Genomic DNA, 17,226 nt, shown 5'->3' with positions numbered 1-17,226 from the left:
GACGAGGTGGCGGAGACTCTCGACTGCCTCGGTCGGCGTTGCCCGCTGCCGGTGATCGCGCTGGCCCGGCGGCTGCCACAGCTGCCGGTCGGGTCGGTGGTCCGGGTGCTGGCCGACGATCCGGCGGCCGCCCTGGACATCCCGGCCTGGTGCCGGATCCGGGGCCAGGAGTTCGTCGCCGCGTCGACTGTCGCCGGCTCTCCCGCCTTCGACGTCCGCCGCACCCACTGAAGCCTCTCGCCGAACTGCTAGTGGATCAGCAGCACCACCGATGTGAGGCTGAGATACCTTACGACGCGCAGGTTAGGTATCTCAGCCTCACATCGGCGTGTCCAGAGGGTCGGCCGCCCGCGCACGCTACAGGTAACGGACGTCATGCTCGGGTCGAAGAGGTGCGTGCGAGGATGGCGGGTGTGAGCGCGCAGAACGGGTGGAGCAAGCTACTGGAGTCCAACCCTGGGCACTCACAGTGGTACGTCGACCGGTTCCGGTCGCTGGCCCGCGACGGGGCCGACCTCGACGGTGAGGCCCGGCTGGTCGACGCGATGCTGCCCCGTACGGCGCGAGTGCTGGACGCCGGCTGCGGTCCAGGCCGGGTCGGCGCGGCGCTGGCCGCCGCCGGTCACGACGTCGTCGGCGTCGACCTGGACCCAGTGCTGATCGACGCCGCCCGGCAGGACCACCCGGGCCCGCGGTGGCTGGTCGGCGATCTGGCCGAGTTGGACCTGCCCGCGCAGGGCATCACCGACGGCTTCGACGCGATCGTCAGCGCCGGCAACGTCATGACGTTCCTGGCTCCGGACACCCGTCAGGAGGTGCTGCGCCGGATGCGGCTGCACCTGCGCGACGGTGGCAGGATCGTAGTCGGGTTCGGCACCGACCGGGGCTATCCGGTCACCGACTTCCTGGCCGACCTGCAGGCCGCCGATCTGGTCGAGGATCTGCTGCTGGCGACCTGGGACCTGCGCCCGTACCGCGACGACTCCGGTTTCCTGGTCGCGGTGCTGCGGCCGGCCTGACTCACGCGGTTCAGGTCAGCTGGCGACCGTCGGGCGGGTCGACCCACACCAGCTGTACGGGGTGGACCATCCCGTACATCCGCAGCGCTGCCTTGATGCCGCTGAACGGGTTGGGCAGACCGCCGTTGGTCGGTACGACCACGGCTTCGTCGTCGAACGCCAGCCCCCAGCCGAGCACTCCACCGTCCTCGCCGGCCTCGGTCTCCGCACAGATGGCGAAGCGCGCCGGCACCTGCTCGGACGCCTGCTCTGTCATCATCTGCCGGACACGCTCAGGCATCTCCGACTGACGTCCTACCTCGTCGAGCTCCATAGCAGCCCCCTCGAACGTTTATGGATACGTATAGGTTAGCGGCTACGGATGCGCTCGGCTAGACTTCTCTGGGTACAAGAATCGGGAGACGGTGATGGGCACTCAGGTGGATCCACTTGCGCTACGTTGGCTGCTCGGCGTGGAACTGAGTCGGCACCGGCGAGCGGCGCAGCTCAGCCTGAGCGAGCTCGCCACGACGACCGGGATCGGCAAGCCGAAGCTCGGGCACATGGAATCCGGTCGCTACCACCAAGCGCCAGACGACGTTCAAGTTGTCCTGCAGGCCTGCGGAGTCCCGGCGGCGACCGTCCAGCAACTGGTGACACTGGCCGCTGCACGCGCGGACGCCAAGTCCTGGCTGAGTCGCTGGGCGGACCTGATTCCGGGCTTCCTCCGGACGTACGTAGGGTTGCTCGACATGGCCGAGCGGCTCTTCACGTTCGAGCCGATGGTGGTGCCCGGGCTGCTCCAGTCCCGCGACTACGCTCAAGCACTGACCTCGGCAAACCGCTTCTACCGGCCCGATCAGGCACAGTCGTTCGCCGAGTTCCGGCAAGTGCGGGCAAGCAGGCTGGCTGCCCGGCATGATCTGACCTTCCAGACCGTGATCGGCGAAGCTGCCATCCGCACACCCGTGGGCGAACCGTCGATCCGCCAGGCGCAGCTGGAGCATCTGATAAACGTGGCTCGCGGCGGACAAGTCACCGTGCAGTTGCTGCGGCCCGAGGACGGCCCGCATCAGGCCAGCGCCATTGGGCAGTTCGCACTACTCGAGTTCGGTCACGGCATCCGGCCGGTGGCATACACGGAGCTTCTCGACGACGCCATATTCGTACATGACCTCGATCGGGTCCGCACGTACCAGTGGGTCGCCGACAACCTTCGCGAGCTCGCGCTCCCGCCGGCTGAGACCCTCAACCACCTACAAGCGGAGCTGACCCGGTAGGCCCCCGATCAACGTGAGCTTGCCCAGGACCGAAGATCAGCGGGCCGGCCGAGTCAGGCCGGCAGGTGGGCGCGGACGTCGTCGGCGGCGGCGTCGCCGTACGAGTCGGCGAGCCGCTTGAGGAAGATGTCCGGCTTGACGGCGTACTCCTGCGGCCCGGTGGTCTCCAGCACCAGCGCGGCGAGCAGGCAGCCGACCTGCGCGGCGCGTTCCAGGCCGAGGCCCCAGCCGAGGGCGGCGAAGAAGCCGGCACGGAAGCCGTCGCCGACACCGGTCGGGTCGTCCGCGACCACGTCACGGGCCACCGGTACGTGGATCCGCTCGATGCCCCGGCCGGTGATCTCCACCCCGTCGGCACCGAGCGTGGTGACCCGTACCGTCACCAGGTTGAGCACCTGGTCGCCGGTGAGGCCGACCTTGCTCTCCAGCAGCGACCGCTCGTACTCGTTGGTCAGCAGGTACTCCGCACCGTCGATGAGCTGGCGGACGTCCTCGCCGCTCATCCGGGCCAGCTGCTGGGACGGGTCGGCGGCGAACCGGTAGCCCCGGTCGCGGCACTCGGCCGAGTGACGCAGCATCGCCTCGGGGTCGTTGGCGCTGACCAGCACCAGTTCGAGGCCACCCACCCGGGCGGCGACCGGCGCCAACTCGATGTTGCGGGCCTCGCTCATCGCACCGGCGTAGAACGACGCGATCTGGCACAGGTCGTCGTCGGTGGTGCAGACGAAGCGAGCCGTGTGCGCCAACTCGCTGACATGCACCGAGTCGCAGTCGACGCCGTGGCGTTCCAGCCAGGAACGGTAGTCGGCGAAGTCGGCGCCGACCGCGCCGAGCAGCACCGGACGCAGACCGAGCTGGGCCATCCCGAAGGCGATGTTCGCCGCCACCCCGCCCCGGCGGACGACCAGGTCGTCGACGAGGAACGACAGGGACACCTTGTCCAGCTGGTCCGCGATGAGCTGACCCGCGAACCGGCCGGGAAAGTGCATCAGATGGTCGGTGGCGATCGAGCCGGTGACGGCGATCTTCATGTCGGCCCTCGGGTGTCGGGGTACGGAAATCGTGCGCGGGCCAGCTTACCGGGACGGGGGCCACCGTACCCCGCACCTGTCTCAGCTATGCACGTTCAGCGCACAACTGACCGACTGCCGCCCAGGGCCGGACTGACGTCTGCCCCGGACGGCACCGAAACGGACCGGTCGGATCAGTGGAAGGAGTCGCCGCAGGCGCAGGAGTTCTGCGCGTTCGGGTTGTCGATGGTGAAACCCTGAGCGTCGATCCGGTCCGCAAAGTCGATCTTCGCGCCGGTCAGGTACGGGGCGCTCATCCGGTCCACCACGACCTCGACGCCGCCGAAGTCGTCGACGATGTCCCCGTCGAGCGACCGCTCGTCGAAGAACAGCTGGTACCGCAGGCCGGAGCAGCCGCCGGGCTGGACGGCGACCCGCAGCCGCAGGTCGTCGCGGCCTTCCTGGTCGAGCAGTGCCTTGACCTTTTCGGCCGCCACGTCGGTGAGGACGACGGTGGTCGAGGCGGCGGTCTCGGCCGTTTCGGACTGCGCTGATGTGCTCACGTGAAGGTCTCCCCTGCGACGGTGCGAATTCGTCCGTATCAGGTAACGCTAACCGGCCGGGCGACGATTCCCAATCCGGGTGGCCACAATCCGTACGTGATCCGCCGCGCATCCCAGCATCCGGAAGATCATCAGCGGAAGATCACCGGAAACTCGCCGTCCCCCGGCCACCGGCACGCCGTCAGCGGCTCCATTGGCCGGCCAGCCGGGCGGCGATCCCACGCAGCCCGTCCGCCGGCCGGGCCAGCGCCTGCGCCAGCCCACCGCCGGTCTCGCCGCCGAAGTGGTCGACCAGGGCGTACGCCTCGGTGACCCCGGCCGCGGCCGACTCCCGCCGGCCGGTGGACACCTGGCCGGCGACCACCACGCAGGGCAGTCCCCGGTCCCGGGCCGCGCCGGCCACCCCGGCGACCACCTTGCCGCGCAGCGACTGGTGGTCGAACGACCCTTCACCGGTGATCACCAGGTCGGCGGCGTCCAGCGCGGCGGGCAGCCCGATCAACGCGGTGACCAGGTCGATGCCCGACTCGCACCGCCCGCCGAGGGCGAGCAGCGCGGCGCCGATGCCTCCGGCGGCGCCGGCCCCGGGCAGCGCGGCCAGCTCCGGCGGGCAGCCGGGCAGGTCCGCGACCAGGACGACGGCGAACCGCTGCAGCGCGGCGTCGAGCAGCAGTACGTCGGCCCGGTCGGCGCCCTTCTGCGGCCCGTACACGTTGCTGGCCCCGTGCAGCCCGGTCAGCGGGTTGTCGACGTCGGTCGCGGCGACCAGCTCGACCCCGCGCAGCCGGGGTGCGCCGTCGAGGCGGTCGACCCCGGCGAGGGCCGCGCCGCCGTACGGCAGGGCGTAGCCGGCGGCGTCGAGCGGGGTGACCCCCAGCGCGGTGAGCATGCCGGCTCCGGCGTCGTTGGTGGCCGACCCGCCGAGCCCGACGACCACCCGGCGGGCACCGTGTTCGACCGCCGCGACCAGCAGCAGTCCCAGGCCGTACGAGGTGGTGTGTTTCGGGTCACGTTCGGCCTCGGTGAGCAGGTGCAGGCCGCACGCCCGGGCGCTCTCCACGTACGCGGTCGGTCCGGCGGTCGCGGTCCCCCCGGCCCCCGGGCCGTCGACCAGCAGGATCTCCCCCGGTACCGGTCGGCCGAGTGGGTCGACCGTCGGTACCGGGACCCGCCGGCCGGCGGTCGACTCGGCCAGCACCTCGACGAACCCCGGACCGCCGTCGGACAACGGGCGCAGCACCAGCTCGTCGGTGGGTGCCCGGTCCCGCCACCCGGTGGCGACGGCGGCGGCCACCTCGGCGGCGGTCAGGGTGCCGGCGAACTTGTCCGGACAGATCAGGACCCGCATGATCTGGCAGTGTGGCAGGCCACACTTGGGCTGGTCGCAGGCGGGCGGACCTGTGCGAGCATGGATCTCGTGACTTCGACGTGGGTTGAGCCTTCCAGCACCGCGACCGCTCTGTTGCTGCTCGGCCGGGGCAGCGACCCGGCCAGCGAGCGCGGCGTCGACTGCCCGGGTGAGCTCCCGGCACCCAGCGATCCGGACCTGGTCGCCCGGGCCACCGCCGCCAAGGCGGCGCTCGGCGACCGGGTCTTCGTGCTCGGTCACCACTACCAGCGCGACGAGGTCATCCAGTTCGCCGACGTCACCGGCGACTCGTTCAAGCTGGCCCGGGAGGCCGCCGCACGGCCGTCGGCCGAGTTCATCGTCTTCTGCGGTGTGCACTTCATGGCGGAGAGCGCCGACATCCTGACCGGCGACGCGCAGCGGGTGGTGCTGCCGGATCTGGCCGCCGGCTGTTCGATGGCGGACATGGCGGCCCTCGGCCAGGTGGAGACCGCCTGGGAGGCGCTGGCCGACGCGGGCGCGGCCGACTCGACGGTGCCGGTGACGTACATGAACTCGTCGGCGGACATCAAGGGCTTCGTCGGCCGTAACGGCGGGGTGGTCTGCACGTCGTCGAACGCCAAGCGGGCGTTGACCTGGGCGTTCGAGCGCGGCCAGCGGGTGCTGTTCCTGCCGGACCAGCATCTGGGTCGCAACACGGCGGTGCTGGAGATGGGGCTGGACGCCGACGACTGTGTGCTCTACGACCCGCACAAATCCGGTGGTGGGCTGACCGCGCAGCAGCTGCGCGAGGCGAAGATGGTGCTCTGGCGGGGACACTGTTCAGTGCACGGTCGGTTCACCCGCAGCAGCGTCGACGAGGTACGGATGCGGGTGCCCGGGGTCAACGTGCTGGTCCACCCGGAGTGCCGCTACGAGGTGGTCACCGCCGCCGACCAGATCGGCTCGACGGAGTACATCATCCGGACCATCGAGGCCGCCCCGGCCGGATCGGCGTGGGCGGTCGGCACGGAGCTGAACCTGGTCCGCCGGTTGGCGCTGGCCCACCCGGACAAGCAGGTCATGTTCCTGGACCGGACGGTCTGCTACTGCTCGACGATGAACCGGATCGACCTGCCGCACCTGGTGTGGGCGTTGGAGGAACTGACCGCCGGCCGGGTTCCGAACCAGATCACGGTCGAGGCGCGTACGGCGCATTTCGCCCGGGTCGCGTTGGACCAGATGCTGGCACTGCCCTGATCGGATAGCTGACGCCACACCGCCAGATCACTCAACGTAGTCTAAGTCCTACGTATACGTGCCGTCGTTCCCGAATTCGTGCCAATCGCAGCCGCTGCGGGATCCCACTTTCATCACGGAGCGCTATGCTGCCTCAGGCGACGAACGGGCAGCGCGGATCTTCGATGCTCCCCGGTGACAGCCGGTAACCGGATGTCACCCGAGGTCCACCGACCGCCGGCTCCGTACGTGGGTCGTCCGGTTTCACCCACCGCCGGCCGGGACATGTTCATCCCATCTCGCCGGGCCAGCTCCACCCCACAAGACGGCAGCATCGACGCGCTGGAGGTTTCCTTGACCGACGACGTCCTGATCGTGCACGGCGGCACTCCCCTGCACGGGCAGATCCGGGTCCGAGGTGCCAAAAATCTCGTCTCCAAGGCGATGGTGGCCGCCCTGCTCGGTGACGAGCCGAGCAGGTTGTACGACGTACCGCGGATCCGCGACGTCGAGATCGTCCGAGGCCTGCTCGAACTGCACGGGGTCAAGGTCAGCGACGGCGTCGAGGACGGCGAACTGGTACTCGATCCGTCCAATGTGGAAAGCGCCTCGTTCGACCAGATCAACGTGCACGCGGGGTCCAGCCGGATCCCGATCCTGTTCTGCGGCCCGCTGCTGCACCGGCTCGGCCACGCGTTCATCCCGGACCTCGGCGGTTGCCACATCGGTCCCCGGCCGATCGACTTCCACATGCAGGCGCTGCGCGAGTTCGGCGCGGTCGTCGAGAAGACCCCGCAAGGGCTGCACCTGACCGCGCCCAACGGTCTGCACGGCACCAAGTTCGAGCTGCCGTACCCGAGCGTAGGCGCCACCGAGCAGGTGCTGCTGACCGCCGTACTCGCCGACGGGGTGACCGAGCTGCGCAACGCCGCGGTCGAGCCGGAGATCGTCGACCTGATCTGCGTCATGCAGAAGATGGGCGCGATCATCAAGGTGCACACCGACCGGGTGATCGAGATCCACGGCGTTCCCCAGCTCGGCGGCTACTCGCACCGGCCGATCCCGGACCGGATCGAGGCGGCCAGCTGGGCGGCGGCGGCGCTCGCCACCGGCGGCGACGTCAACGTGCTCGGCGCGCAGCAGGCCGACATGATGACCTTCCTGAACGTGTTCCGGTCGGTCGGCGGCGCGTACCAGGTCACCGACGCCCGCCCACCGCGTGTCGGCAGCGCCGGCCAGGAGGGCGGCATCCGCTTCTGGCACCCGGGCAACGAACTGCGCGCGGTGGCCCTGGAGACCGACGTGCACCCGGGCTTCATGACCGACTGGCAGCAGCCGCTGGTCGTCGCATTGACCCAGGCCCGTGGGCTGTCGATCGTCCACGAGACGGTGTACGAGCAGCGGCTGGGCTACACCGAGGCGCTCAACACGATGGGCGCGACGATTCAGGTCTACCGGGAGTGCCTGGGCGGTACGCCGTGCCGGTTCGGCCGGCGCAACTTCAAGCACTCGGCGGTGATCGCCGGGCCCAGCAAGCTGCACGCCGCCGACCTGGTCATCCCGGACCTGCGGGCCGGGTTCAGCCACCTGATCGCGGCGCTCGCCGCCGAGGGCACTTCCCGGGTGTACGGCGTCGATCTGATCAACCGCGGGTACGAGGACTTCGAGGCCAAGCTGGCCGACCTCGGCGCCCACGTGGAACGCCCCTGATCCGGACGCGTCCAGTCGCTGACCCGACGCGTCCGCGCCCGGATTTGACGTACCCGTGCCCGGTTCGTGCTCTCGCGGGCCGGGCCGGGCCGGGCCGGGGCGTCCGGTGCCCTCGTTCGCCGTCCGGCGAACGACGACCGGGTGCGAGGTGCGGGTGACGCACCTGGTTGGCTACCCTTCACGCGTGCCGTCGCTGTTTCGCCGCAAGTCCGCCGATGTCGTGGAAGCCGACCTGCCGGAGGACGATGTTCCCCCGTCGCAGGACGAGGCCGGGTCCGTCCGTGCCCGCCGGTACACGCCGAGCAAGAAGGAACTCGGTGTGGTCACCCCGAAGCGGCCGGCCGCCGGCCGCCGACCGGCGGCGAACGCCAAGCCGCTGACCAAGCAGGAGGCCCGCGAGCAGCGGCGGGCCCGCCGGGCGGCGATTTCGGAGGAGTTTCGCCGCGAGGGCGGGCCACGCGACCGTGCCCCGGAGCGCGGGCTCGCCCGCGACGTGGTGGATTCCCGGCGTACGGTCGGCACCTGGTTCTTCGGTGGCGCGCTGCTCGTGCTGATCGGGTCCGGCCCGACGATGCCACCAGCGGTGCAGTTGGCGTCGAACCTGCTCTGGGTGACCTTGGCGGTGCTGGTGGTCGTCGACTCTTTGTTGATCTCCCGCCGGATCCGCAAACTGGTGCGGGAGCGGTTCCCCAAGTCGGACCAGCGGATGGGCGGCCTGTACTTCTACGCCATCATGCGCGCGATGACGTTCCGCCGGATGCGCACCCCGATCCCCCGGGTGGAGCTCGGCGACAAAATCTGACCTGCCCGGCAGGGGCTTGGCGGGCTACGGCACCCGAGAGCCGGAGCACCTCGGCGGGGCGGAAAAGACACTGTTTCGATTCAGTACGGGCGGTTCGGTGGCGTCGACCGAGCCCGCGCGGCTACCCTCCATCCGCAACCACGCCGCCACTGGGCCGGGGGGACCCGATCGGGTTGCCACGGTCGCTCAGCGAGTATTCGACGAGGTGACACGCCGTGAGCGAGCCACACGGACCGCTGACACGGTTCTCGCCTGCCCGGCGGGCCGCCCGTAACGACACCCCCGGCGAGGTGCCGGCGTGACTGAGGGGTACTTCGACCGCCGTTGGCAATCCTGGCAGTGGGAGGACGACGGCGCACCGGACCGTTCGGCCGACGGACATCGCGACGTCGGCTGGGACGACGACGACCGGTGGGAAGCGATGCGCCGGGCGCGGGACCACCGGCCGCAGGAACCGGCCTGGGCCACCGATCCGACCAACGAATGGGTGCCACTGCCGGGTCAGCGCTACCCCGGCGACAACGGTGCGGGTCGGTCGGCCCGACGGGAGCCGACCAGCCGCGGTGTCAGCCGTGGGCGAGCCAACGTATACCAGGCCGGTTCCGGATCCGGGCGGGCACCTGTCGGCGACCGGACAAACCAGCCCCCGGCCCGCAGGCCGCAGATTGACGCCGACCGGGCCCGGCGGGACGGTCGCCGCGAGACACCACGCCCGAACGAACCTACGCCGGAAGCCGCCGGGGCCGCCGGCTGGTTCGCCGAGGGCGACCAGCAACAGCCGTCCCACACCGACGGGACCGGCCGTCGGCAGCATCCCGACGACGTGTTCCACCAACGCCGCCGGCATCCGGACGATGTCGGCCACGAACGCCCCTACCCACCGGAGCGGCGCCGTGGTGGTCCGCCCGCCGATCGGGACCGGCCGCAATGGCAGCCGGCTGAGCCGTTCGACCGGGACCGGCCGCAGCCTCGGGATCAACGGCCGCCGGCGCGGCCGGACGGTCCGACGTCCCGGCGGGATCCGCACCACCTGGCAGGCCCACCGGACGGCCCTCGCCGGGACGGACAGCAGCCCCCGGGCACCGACCCGCGTCGCGCACCGCAGCGCTGGCATGCGCCACCACCGACGGCACCCGCACCGCCACCACCGACGGCACAGACGGCACCGCCCCGACCAGCCGATCCGGTAGCCCCGTCCCGTCCGACAGCGCCCCGGGGTCGTCCGATCTCCGGCGCGGTCCCGCCACCGCCGGGTCGGATACCCACGGCAGGGGCCGGCCCCGGCGGCCGGATCCACCGACCGGTTCCGGGTCAGACCGGCGAGCAACTGCCGATTCCGGTCTCCGCCCCGGCCGGGCCGCCCCCGGAGTTCCGGGTACAGACGCCGACCGGCGAGCACCCGCAGATCCGGCGGGTCCCCCGAGGGGGGGATGCCGCCGAACCGGAGTACGTGGTGCGGGCCAAGGCCGAGCCGCGGCACGCCCCGCCGCCGTACATCGTGCGGCCGCAGCCGGACCAGCCAGCACCGCCGCGACCAGTGCAGGTCTCCCCGGCGGTACCCGTGGCTGAGCCGCCGAGGCCGGTCTCCCCCACCGCCGCACCGTCCGGTCCGGTCCCGTCGGAGGCGCCGGTCCCGGCCGAGGCCCCAGTTCCGGCCGAGGCCCCAGTTCCGGCCGAGGCCCCGGTCCAGTCGGACGTCCCGGCGCCACCAGCCGCCGCGTCGGTCCGGCCGGATCCAGCGCCCGCTGCGGAGACCTCCGCTGCCGCCGCTGCCGCAGACAGCGTCGGCGTCGGCGTCGGCGAACCGTCCCCGCTGCCCGACCAACTCGATATTGACCCGGCTGCCGGACTCACCGACGATCCGATCGGTACCGCCCCGGACGACAACGATGGCGGGTCCGACTCCGGCCCAGCCGGGCCGCCGGCCAGTCCGGACACTGTCCTACCGGTCACCGGGACCGCCGCCGGCTCGGCCACGGCGCTCGGCGCACCCACCATGCTGGCCCCGCTCGTGCAGCCGGACCTGCCAACCGACGAACCCGACCCGGCGCAGGATCCCGAGACCGCACCGGACGACACCGAGCCTCAGCTCAGCGATCCCGAACAGATGCTGTCGGCGTACCACTGGCGTTTCCACCACGAGACGCTACGTGAGCTGGTGGACAATCCCGACGAGTTCCGGGCCATCCGGGACCGGCTCACCGAGAAGATCGAGCCGGCGACTGACAACGCCACCCGGGCCCGGCTGTTGAGCCTGCGGGCGGTCGTCTCCCGCATCCTCGGCGACCTCGGCAAGGCACTTGCCGACGCCAAACTGGCGCTAGCGCACGCCGAGGCGACCGGGGAACTACGCCGGGTCGCGATCGCCCAGGCGCGGCTGGCGCACGTGCTGCAGTGGCGGGGTGACTTCTCCGAGGCGGACCGGTTGTTCGAGGAGGCCAACTCGGCCGAACTACCGGACCGGCTGCGGGCGACGATGCATGAACACGCCGGTCGGTCCTGCTACGACCAGGGCCGCTACATGGAGGCGTGCAACCACTTCGAACGTGCGCTGGAGCTGCGTAAGGTCGAGGATCCGGACCTGATCGCGCGTACCGAGCTGGCGCTGGACGCGGTGTTCGCCAAGGTCGCCGAGAACGGTTGGGGGCCGTACCCCCGGGACCGGGAGGAGATTCTGCGGCTGCACCGTCCGCCGCGACCGACCTTCAGCGACCAGGCCCAGCAATGGGGGTACGCGGGGGTCGACGGTGAACTGGTGATCGCTCCCGGCTACGCCGACGTCCAGCCGTTCCACGAGGGGGTGGCCTGGGTCCGCCGGCCGGAGGCCAAATGGTGGGAGCTGATCGACGAGTCGGGGACGACGGTGATCGCACCAACCGCCGGCTACATCGGGGTCGGCTCGTTCTCCGACGGCCTCGCCTGGGTCACCGCCGACGGCACCGGCAGCTGGATCGCCATCGACCGGAACAACACCGTGGTGATCGGGACCGGCTTCGAGGACGTACGCCCGTTCCGGCGCGGCGTCGCGGTGGTCCGGCGCGGCGGCTGGGGCGCGGTCGACAAGACCGGCCGGATGCTGCTCCCGCCCCGGTTCGGCGGCTTCCCGACCGCGCTCACCGACGGCCGCTACATCGACGGCTTCACCGACGAGGGTCTGGCGATCATCGACTCGGGTGGGCGCAAGGGCGTGGTCGACCGGTCCGGACGGATGGTCGTACCACCGGTGCATCCGGCGATGGCGATCCATCCGGTGGCGTTCCTGGTCGCGGCCCCCGACGGACACTGGGGGGCGTTGGACCGGCGCGGGGAACCGCTGATCGACCCGGTGCTGCCCAGTCGCGCGGACGTGATGGACGAAATCGACCGGCTGCTGGCCGACACCAAACCGCTGCTGTGACGCCGCGGTACTCGGTGCCCGTACCGGACAACCGGTCCGTTGGCACCGTCGCGAGATCGATTTACCGCTGTACGCAAGCTTATGCCGAACGCCCCGGCGGGCCGACGGCCGACTAGGGTTGAGGCATGGAATTCCGACACCTAGGCCGCTCCGGCATGCTCGTCAGCGAGATCTCCTACGGAAACTGGATCACCCACGGATCGCAGGTGGAGGAAGAGGCAGCCAACGCCTGCGTACGCGCCGCGCTGGACGTCGGCATCACCACCTTCGACACCGCCGACACGTACGCCGGCACTCGAGCCGAGGAGGTGCTCGGCCGAGCGCTGCGTGGCGAACGCCGGGAAGGGCTGGAGATCCTGACCAAGGTCTTCTGGCCGACCGGCGAGGGACGCAACGACCGGGGATTGTCCCGCAAGCACATTATGGAGTCGATCAACGGCTCGCTGCGCCGGCTGCAGACCGACTACGTCGACCTCTACCAGGCACACCGGTTCGACTACGCCACTCCGCTGGAGGAGACGATGGAGGCTTTCGCCGACATCGTGCATTCCGGCAAGGCCCACTACATCGGGGTCTCCGAGTGGAACGCCGCACAGATCCGTCAGGGCCACGCTCTGGCCCGTGAGCTGAAGATCCCGCTGGTGTCCAACCAGCCGCAGTACTCGATGCTGTGGCGGGTCATCGAGGCCGAGGTGATCCCGGCCAGCGAGGAACTCGGCGTCGGGCAGATCGTCTTCTCGCCGCTGGGTCAGGGTGTGCTCACCGGCAAGTACCAGCCTGGTCAGCCACCGCCGGCCGGCTCGCGGGCCACCGACCAGTCCGGGGGTGCGACGTTCATCGCACGGTTCATGACCGACCAGACGCTGAGCACCGTGGCGCAGCTCAAGCCGCTGGCCGAGCAGGCCGGCCTGTCGATGGCCCAGCTGGCCCTCGCCTGGGTGCTGCAGAACCCCAACGTGTCGTCGGCCATCATCGGTGCCACCCGGCCCGAGCAGGTGCGCGACAACGTCAAGGCCAGCGGGGTCCAGCTGGACGGCGGTGTGATGAAGGCCATCGACGAGATCCTGGAGCCGATCGTCGAGCGGGACCCGGGTCGGACCGTCAGCCCGGCCAGTCGGCCGTAGCCGGCACCGTGCCAGGTCATGCCGCTGCGGCACACCGCAGCGGCATGACACACTGGCCGACGCGTTCGGCCCGGCACGGGTACCCCGCCGCCGGACCAGGCAGCCCTCAAGACCAGAACCGGATCAGCGCCAGACCGTAGCTGTAGAGCGGGGCGGGCAGCCCGAGCAGGTCGCCGAGCCGGAAAACGGCCTGGAAGAACGCGCCACCGATCTGGTCGTCCCACAGCAACGCGAACAGGCCGATGAAGCCGAACGGCGCGAGCACCTGGTAACCGCGCTGCCAGGCCGGCGGCAGCCACGGTTGGATCATGTTGCCGCCGTCCAGTCCGGGGACCGGCAGCAGGTTGAGCACACTGGCGGTCAACTGCAGAAAGCCCAGCAGGGCGATCCCTGCCCAGAACTCCTGTCGGGCACCCGGATCCACGCCGACGAGGAACGGCACCGCGAGCACCACCGCGAGGGACACGTTGACCGCCGGGCCGGCGAGGCTGACCAGGGTGTGCCGGACCCGGCCCGGAATGCGGTGCCGGTCCACCCAGACCGCGCCGCCGGGCAGGCCGATCCCGCCGAGCAGGACCACCAGCACCGGCAGCGCGACGGACAGCAGCGGATGGGTGTACCTGAACGGGTTCAGGGTCAGGTAGCCCCGGTGCGCCACGCTGCGGTCACCGAACCGGTAGGCGACCAGCGCGTGCGCGTACTCGTGCAGGCAGAGCGAGACCAGCCAGCCGCTGACCACCAGCACGAAGACGGCCAACCGGGCGTACCGCTCACTTGACCAGGCGAGTGCGCCGCTGCCGGCCACCAGGGCGACCAGGACGAGGAAGACCGGGCTGGGCCGCCAGCTCGTCGCCGGCCGACCGGCCAGCGGGCCACCCGACGGCCCGTCGGACGGCACCGGCCGCATCTCACTTGCCTGCCGGCAGCAGACTCATCTGGTACTCGGTGCGGCCGTCTTCCAGCAGCTCGACCGAGGCGACGCCCGCTGCGGCCAACTCCCGCCAGGTCTGGCCGATCCAGGACTCGGCGTCGGCCTGGGTGCCGAACGTCTCGGTCGGCCCCTGCGCGGGCTGACCTTCCGCGTCCACGTACCGCCAACTCCATGGCATATCGCTGCTCCCGTTAGCTTCCAGTGCGCTTCAACCCAGTGCGCTTCAACCCTCGGCGATGGATGCCCCCAAGCCTAGCCGCGACCGGTGACATCCCACCGCACCGGAGCACCGCCGGCACCGCCCCGGCAGGTCACGGCCGGCCGCGCCCGCCGTAAGGTACGGGCATGTCCGTTGGCGGGTGGCAGTCCATTCTCGTGCTCGGTGGGATCCGGTCCGGCAAGTCCGACTACGCCGAGTCCCTGGTCACCGGGAATCCGGTGGTGCGTTACGTGGCGACGGGAGCGGCGGATCCGTCCGACGCCGAGTGGCTCGCCCGGATCGAGGAGCACCGGGCACGCCGGCCGACCGACTGGCACACCGACGAGGCCACCGGGGATCCGGGCCGGCTGATCGAAGCGATCTCATCGGCCCGTGCGGAGGAGACGCTGCTCGTCGACGACGTGGGCGGCTGGGTCGCCGCGCTGCTCGATCCGGCTCGGCAACCGGCCGATGACCGGGGCGCCATCGCTGAGCTCGCCGCCGCGGTGCGGTCCTGTCCGGCCCGGTTGGTGCTGGTCAGCCCGGAGGTGGGGCTGGCGCTGGTGCCGTCCACACCGGTCGGCCGGGCGTTCGCGGATGCGCTCGGCCTGACCAACCAACTGTTGGCCGAGGTGGCCGACGCGGTGGTGCTGGTCGTGGCCGGACAGCCGGTGCAGCTGAAGTCGACCGGGCTGGCCGCAACCGAGCAGGCCAGGCCGGAGCCGACCGAGCAGGCCAGGCTGGCGAGCGGCCCGGAGCAGCCTGAGCAGGCCGGCCCGGAGCTGGCGGCGGCCGATGGTTCCGGCACGGCGGCGCAGATCACCCCCGGGATGACCCTGCCGATGCCGGCAGAGAGGACCCGGGCCGCCGGCGTCGCCCGGCTGGGCCGGCTGGACCTGCCCGGCGCCGGGTTCGGTGCGCTCGAGAATGTCATCGGGTTCGCCGCCGGTACGCAGGACGCGGCCAGCCCGCGACCGTGGGACCCGGTCCAGGTGGTGCTGATCCACGGCGACCACGAAGGTGGAGTCGCCGCCGGCGACAGCCCGCAGGACTCGGCGCGCCGGGCCGACCAGGCCCGCGCCGGCCACGGGGCCCTGGCGCGGCTGGCCGCCACCGCCGGTGCGGTCGTCGACGTCGTCGCCGCTCCCGTCGCCGCCCCGATCGAACACCGATCGGCGCTGACCCCCGACGAGGTGGACAGCGCGTTGGCGACCGGGTGGGAGATGGCGCAGCGGGCCGGCCGGGCCGGCGTGGCGGCGATCGTCATCGCCGCCTGCGGCGCGGGCGGTGCCGCCGCAGCGGCCGCGGTCGTCGCGGCGACCACCGGCGCGGAGCCGGCGGCGCTGCTCGGCCGGGTGCCGGCGGCGGGCGGAAAGGTCGACGACGACGCGTGGATGTCACGGTGCGCTGCGGTACGTGACGCGCTGCAACGCACTCGGCGCGGCACCCGTGGTGCCCGGGAGGTACTGGCCGAGTACGCCGGCGGGGAGATCGCGGTGGCCACCGGGGTGCTGCTCGGTGCGACCACCAACCGGATCCCGGTGCTGTTGGACGGTCCGGTCGGGGTGGCCGCCGCGCTGGTCAGCCGGGATCTCGCCGGCCAGGCCCGGCACTGGTGCCTGCTGCCCGACCATGGTCGGCAGCCGACTGTGCGGCACGCGGCGGACGTACTCGGCCTGACCCCGCTGCTGGACCTGCGGCTCGACCTGGGTGAGGGCGCCACCGCGCTGGCCGCGTTGCCGCTGCTGCGTTCGGCGCTCGCCCTGGCCGACACGCTCGACGAGCACCCGACGTTCGCCGGACCGGGGCCGGCCGGCCCCGGTCCGGCCGCTGCCGACCCGGTGCGGTGACCGGCGCGCGGCCCACCGGTGCGGTGCACACCGTCTCCGCCGGCGTCCGGCTCGCCGTCACCACCTTCACCGTGTTTCCGCTGCGGCCCGGCGCGGTGCACCGGGCGGCGGCGGCCGTGGCGATGTCGGTCGCCCCGGTGGTCGGCCTCGGGCTGGGCGTGCTCCTCGCAATGGCCCTGCTCGCGCTCTCGGCCGCCGGCACCCCCGCGCTGGTCGCCGCAGCGCTCGTGACGGGCCTGGCCGCAGCGTCGACCCGGGGACTGCACCTGGATGGGCTGGCCGACACCGTCGACGCGCTCGGCTCACACCGGCCCGCTGACGGCGCACTGGCGGTGATGCGCCGGCCGGACGTCGGTCCGTTCGGCGTGGTTGCCCTGGTCGTCGTACTGCTGGCGCAGACGGCGTCGCTCGGGTCGCTACCGGCCGGCCGGTCGTGGCCGGCGGTCCTGGCGACGGTCGCCGCCGCAGTCGCGGCAGGCCGGCTCGCGGTCACCTGGGCCTGCCGCCAGGCCGTGCCGGCCGCCCGACCGGACGGGCTCGGCGCGCTGGTGGCCGGCACCCAGCGGTGGCCGGCGGTGGCGGCCGGCACGGTCCTGGTCGCCGCCGTGGCGGTCGCCGCCGTACCCGACCGCCCCTGGCAGGGGCCGCTGGTCGTGCTGGGCGCGGTGCTGCTGTGGCTGATCTGGCTGCGCCATCTGGTACGCCGGTTCGGCGGGATCACCGGCGACGTGCTGGGTGCCGGCGTCGAGTTCACCAGCACCGCCGTCTACCTCGGCCTGGTGACCGTGCGGTAACC

The 17,226-nt window shown here is 71.7% G+C and carries 16 protein-coding genes; 10 read left to right on the top strand and 6 right to left on the bottom strand.

What is annotated here, in order from left to right:
- The first annotated feature begins 6 nt into the window (after positions 1-6).
- Together ACFHWS_RS02595 and ACFHWS_RS02590 are read left to right on the top strand one after the other, a co-directional pair.
- Positions 7-231, top strand: a complete 225-nt coding sequence (locus tag ACFHWS_RS02595; RefSeq protein ID WP_416551804.1) for a sulfurtransferase TusA family protein — start codon at positions 7-9, stop codon at positions 229-231.
- A 173-nt stretch (positions 232-404) separates the two neighbouring features.
- Positions 405-1,019: a class I SAM-dependent methyltransferase gene (locus ACFHWS_RS02590; RefSeq protein WP_416551519.1), complete on the top strand. Its 615-nt coding sequence runs from the start codon at positions 405-407 to the stop codon at positions 1,017-1,019.
- A 10-nt stretch (positions 1,020-1,029) separates the two neighbouring features.
- Here ACFHWS_RS02590 and ACFHWS_RS02585 read toward each other — a convergent pair whose 3' ends face one another.
- Positions 1,030-1,299, bottom strand: coding sequence for a hypothetical protein (locus tag ACFHWS_RS02585; protein ID WP_416551517.1), 270 nt, complete (start codon positions 1,297-1,299; stop codon positions 1,030-1,032).
- Between the two features lie 127 nt (positions 1,300-1,426).
- Between ACFHWS_RS02585 and ACFHWS_RS02580 the strand changes: the two genes are divergently transcribed.
- Entirely contained in the window at positions 1,427-2,278 is an 852-nt protein-coding gene (locus ACFHWS_RS02580) for a helix-turn-helix domain-containing protein (RefSeq protein ID WP_416551516.1), read from the top strand.
- Between the two features lie 53 nt (positions 2,279-2,331).
- Here ACFHWS_RS02580 and ACFHWS_RS02575 read toward each other — a convergent pair whose 3' ends face one another.
- The 3 genes from ACFHWS_RS02575 to ACFHWS_RS02565 form a co-directional block, all read right to left on the bottom strand.
- The gene (locus ACFHWS_RS02575) at positions 2,332-3,309 is read right to left on the bottom strand and encodes a carbohydrate kinase family protein (RefSeq protein WP_416551514.1); all 978 of its coding nucleotides are present in this window, start codon (positions 3,307-3,309) and stop codon (positions 2,332-2,334) included.
- A gap of 173 nt (positions 3,310-3,482) precedes the next feature.
- Entirely contained in the window at positions 3,483-3,851 is a 369-nt protein-coding gene (gene erpA, locus ACFHWS_RS02570) for an iron-sulfur cluster insertion protein ErpA (RefSeq protein ID WP_278170370.1), read from the bottom strand.
- Positions 3,852-4,032: 181 nt separating this feature from the next.
- Positions 4,033-5,199, bottom strand: a complete 1,167-nt coding sequence (locus ACFHWS_RS02565) for a glycerate kinase (RefSeq protein WP_416567550.1) — start codon at positions 5,197-5,199, stop codon at positions 4,033-4,035.
- 69 nt (positions 5,200-5,268) lie between these two features.
- Here ACFHWS_RS02565 and nadA point away from each other — a divergent pair, with 69 nt between their 5' ends.
- The 5 genes from nadA to ACFHWS_RS02540 all read left to right on the top strand — a co-directional run bounded on the left by nadA (position 5,269) and on the right by ACFHWS_RS02540 (position 13,450).
- The gene (gene nadA / locus ACFHWS_RS02560; protein ID WP_416551510.1) at positions 5,269-6,438 is read left to right on the top strand and encodes a quinolinate synthase NadA; all 1,170 of its coding nucleotides are present in this window, start codon (positions 5,269-5,271) and stop codon (positions 6,436-6,438) included.
- 264 nt (positions 6,439-6,702) lie between these two features.
- Positions 6,703-8,127: a UDP-N-acetylglucosamine 1-carboxyvinyltransferase gene (gene murA / locus ACFHWS_RS02555; protein WP_416551803.1), complete on the top strand. Its 1,425-nt coding sequence runs from the start codon at positions 6,703-6,705 to the stop codon at positions 8,125-8,127.
- A 184-nt stretch (positions 8,128-8,311) separates the two neighbouring features.
- On the top strand, positions 8,312-8,929 hold the full coding sequence (locus ACFHWS_RS02550) for a DUF3043 domain-containing protein (protein WP_416551508.1): 618 nt from the start codon (positions 8,312-8,314) through the stop codon (positions 8,927-8,929).
- A gap of 298 nt (positions 8,930-9,227) precedes the next feature.
- Positions 9,228-12,326 (top strand): WG repeat-containing protein, encoded by a 3,099-nt coding sequence (locus ACFHWS_RS02545; protein ID WP_416567549.1) that lies wholly within the window; start codon positions 9,228-9,230, stop codon positions 12,324-12,326.
- A 125-nt stretch (positions 12,327-12,451) separates the two neighbouring features.
- Positions 12,452-13,450: an aldo/keto reductase family protein gene (locus ACFHWS_RS02540; RefSeq protein ID WP_416551504.1), complete on the top strand. Its 999-nt coding sequence runs from the start codon at positions 12,452-12,454 to the stop codon at positions 13,448-13,450.
- A 106-nt stretch (positions 13,451-13,556) separates the two neighbouring features.
- Here the strand turns inward: ACFHWS_RS02540 and ACFHWS_RS02535 are convergent, their stop codons facing one another.
- The gene (locus ACFHWS_RS02535) at positions 13,557-14,348 is read right to left on the bottom strand and encodes a site-2 protease family protein (protein WP_416551502.1); all 792 of its coding nucleotides are present in this window, start codon (positions 14,346-14,348) and stop codon (positions 13,557-13,559) included.
- 10 nt (positions 14,349-14,358) lie between these two features.
- Positions 14,359-14,559, bottom strand: a complete 201-nt coding sequence (locus ACFHWS_RS02530; protein WP_416551500.1) for a hypothetical protein — start codon at positions 14,557-14,559, stop codon at positions 14,359-14,361.
- Between the two features lie 167 nt (positions 14,560-14,726).
- Between ACFHWS_RS02530 and ACFHWS_RS02525 the strand changes: the two genes are divergently transcribed.
- Together ACFHWS_RS02525 and ACFHWS_RS02520 are read left to right on the top strand one after the other, a co-directional pair.
- Positions 14,727-16,430, top strand: coding sequence for a bifunctional adenosylcobinamide kinase/adenosylcobinamide-phosphate guanylyltransferase (locus ACFHWS_RS02525; protein ID WP_416567548.1), 1,704 nt, complete (start codon positions 14,727-14,729; stop codon positions 16,428-16,430).
- Entirely contained in the window at positions 16,427-17,224 is a 798-nt protein-coding gene (locus ACFHWS_RS02520) for an adenosylcobinamide-GDP ribazoletransferase (protein ID WP_416551496.1), read from the top strand. The genes ACFHWS_RS02525 and ACFHWS_RS02520 overlap by 4 nt, the downstream gene beginning before the upstream one ends.
- Positions 17,225-17,226: the final 2 nt, after the last annotated feature.

The organism is Micromonospora sp. LOL_013, from assembly GCF_048060315.1.
In the GTDB taxonomy this organism is placed as follows: Bacteria; Actinomycetota; Actinomycetes; order Mycobacteriales; family Micromonosporaceae; genus Micromonospora_E.
This window is presented reverse-complemented; position numbering and strand designations above follow the sequence as displayed.